The following is a 1,929-nucleotide window of genomic DNA, read 5'->3' as shown; positions in this document are numbered from 1 at the left end:
CAGCGCTAGGGAATAGGGAATAGGGAATAGGGAATAGGGAATAGTAGACTCTCAAAGGGTTTCAGGATTTATAAATTTCAAACACCTTAATGCGTAACGCTATATAATTAAGAAACAAAGTCTCCTGCCCCTTTCAAGGACGGAAGTACAGATAACTGATAACCAATAACTGATAACTGAGATGAGTGATGAAAAACAAGCAATTTTAGCAGCAAATCAAGCATTTTATCGAGCTTTCGAGAAACGGGACATTGCAGCTTTGGATGGCATTTTGTCCAAGGGTATCGGCACGGTTTGTATCCATCCAGGTCGTGATGCCATTCGTGGTTTTGATAAGATTCGTAGTTCGTGGGATTTAATCTTTAAAAATATTGATTATATAGAAATCGATCTTGATGTGATTACGACGGAAATTAATGGGGATATTGGTTATGTTATTTTGGTGGAAAATTTAATGCAAGTGAATGGAGGGAGGAGAATAAAAGCTCAGTCAATGGCAACGAATATTTTTGAGCGGATGGGGGGAAATTGGTATTTGATTCATCATCATGGTAGTCCGTTGATTAAGTAAGTTAATTTCGGTAGTAACGTGTCTAGCTTAAAAAAACCCAACCCCCCAACCTTCTTCCCTACTAGGGAAGGGGGAAACATATTCGAGAGGGGTTGGGGGAGAGGTCTTCTATTATGCTCAAACTTATCCACAAAACAGAGCAAGAGGGACTACTACAGAAATATTAATAAATATGAATTGCCAGCCAAATTGTTTCTATATTTGTATCGGTTGATATGACTTTATGTGGAGTTTTTGCCGGGATAAAAATATGGCTATCTTTAACTAATTTTGTTGCTGTTTGATTGATTTCTAATACAGCAGAACCTTGCAGTAAGATTACCCATTCATCTTCCTCTTGGATAAACTCTTCACTGACAAAATTAGGGGGTGAAATTATTTTATTAATTTTGACGTTTTTATGGGATAATAAATTGTTAAATATCTCTTCCATGATTTTGATAAAATTCGGTATAATGACGACAATTATACAATAATATCAATAGTTGCAGTCAAATAATGATGATTAGTTATTGTAAGTCCGCAGCGACTGCAACGGAGTGGAAGGAAGCAATCTCGCGCCACCCCTGAGATTGCTTCCGCTTCGTCGCTGCGGACGATTTTTTAGCTGGATTATATATCAGTTATCCTTTTCCACCATCCGTACATCCGAGACAAAATTCCTATCTAGCTCTTTTGTTGTTGCCGACAACGTTCAAGATTTTCTCGCACAGTCTGAGTATTAGGATGTTCCTCACCGAATGTTTGTTCACACATATCTAATGCTTGTTGGTACAAAGGTTCTGCTTCTGAGTATCTCCCTTGAGAATCATATAATAAAGCTAGGTTTTTGAGGTGGGTAGCAAGGGATGGATGATTTTCGGATAGGGCGATTTTGACGATTTCGATAGCTTGTAGATACAAGGGTTCTGCTTCCGAGTATCTCCCTTGAGAATTATATAATACTGCTAGGTTGTTGAGGTCGCCTGCAAAAGAGGGATGATTTTCAGGTAGGGCAATTTTGTCGATTTCGATAGCTTGTAGATACAAAGGTTCGGCTTCTGAGTATCTCCCTTGAGATTCATATAATACTGCTAGGTTGTTGAGGTGGGTGGCACGTTCGGGATGATTTTGGGGTAGGGCGATTTTGTCGATTTCGATGACTTTTTGGTACAAAGGTTCTGCTTCCGAGTATCTCCCTTGAGAACGATATAATTCTGCTAGGTTGTGGAGGTCTCTAGCAAAGTCGGGATGATTTTGGGGTAGGGCGATTTTGTCGATTTCGATGGCTTGTTGGTACAAAGGTTCTGCTTCCGAGTATCTCCCTTGAAAACGATATAACTTTGCTAAATAATTTAGATTACTTGCTAAATCTTCCA

At 39.1% G+C, this 1,929-nt stretch carries 3 protein-coding genes; 1 reads left to right on the top strand and 2 read right to left on the bottom strand.

Translation table 11 applies throughout. The features are described 5' to 3' along the window. The first annotated feature begins 181 nt into the window (after positions 1 to 181). Positions 182 to 571, top strand: coding sequence for a nuclear transport factor 2 family protein (locus tag F6K22_RS39740; protein WP_293110555.1), 390 nt, complete (start codon positions 182 to 184; stop codon positions 569 to 571). Between the two features lie 163 nt (positions 572 to 734). Here F6K22_RS39740 and F6K22_RS39735 read toward each other — a convergent pair whose 3' ends face one another. Further along, on the bottom strand, positions 735 to 1,004 hold the full coding sequence (locus F6K22_RS39735; protein WP_293110553.1) for a cupin domain-containing protein: 270 nt from the start codon (positions 1,002 to 1,004) through the stop codon (positions 735 to 737). A gap of 233 nt (positions 1,005 to 1,237) precedes the next feature. Next, a partial coding sequence (locus tag F6K22_RS39730; RefSeq protein WP_293110551.1) for a tetratricopeptide repeat protein occupies positions 1,238 to 1,929 on the bottom strand: 692 nt, incomplete at its 5' end.

Origin of the sequence: Okeania sp. SIO2F4 (genome assembly GCF_010672385.1) — a bacterium.
GTDB lineage: Bacteria > Cyanobacteriota > Cyanobacteriia > Cyanobacteriales > Microcoleaceae > Trichodesmium.
This window is presented reverse-complemented; position numbering and strand designations above follow the sequence as displayed.

Excerpts from the sequence above, each read along its gene's own strand:
- F6K22_RS39740 (WP_293110555.1), top strand. The coding sequence starts at position 182 with ATGAGTGATGAAAAACAAGCAATTTTAGCAGCAAATCAAGCATTTTAT.
- F6K22_RS39735 (WP_293110553.1), bottom strand. The coding sequence starts at position 1,004 with ATGGAAGAGATATTTAACAATTTATTATCCCATAAAAACGTCAAAATT.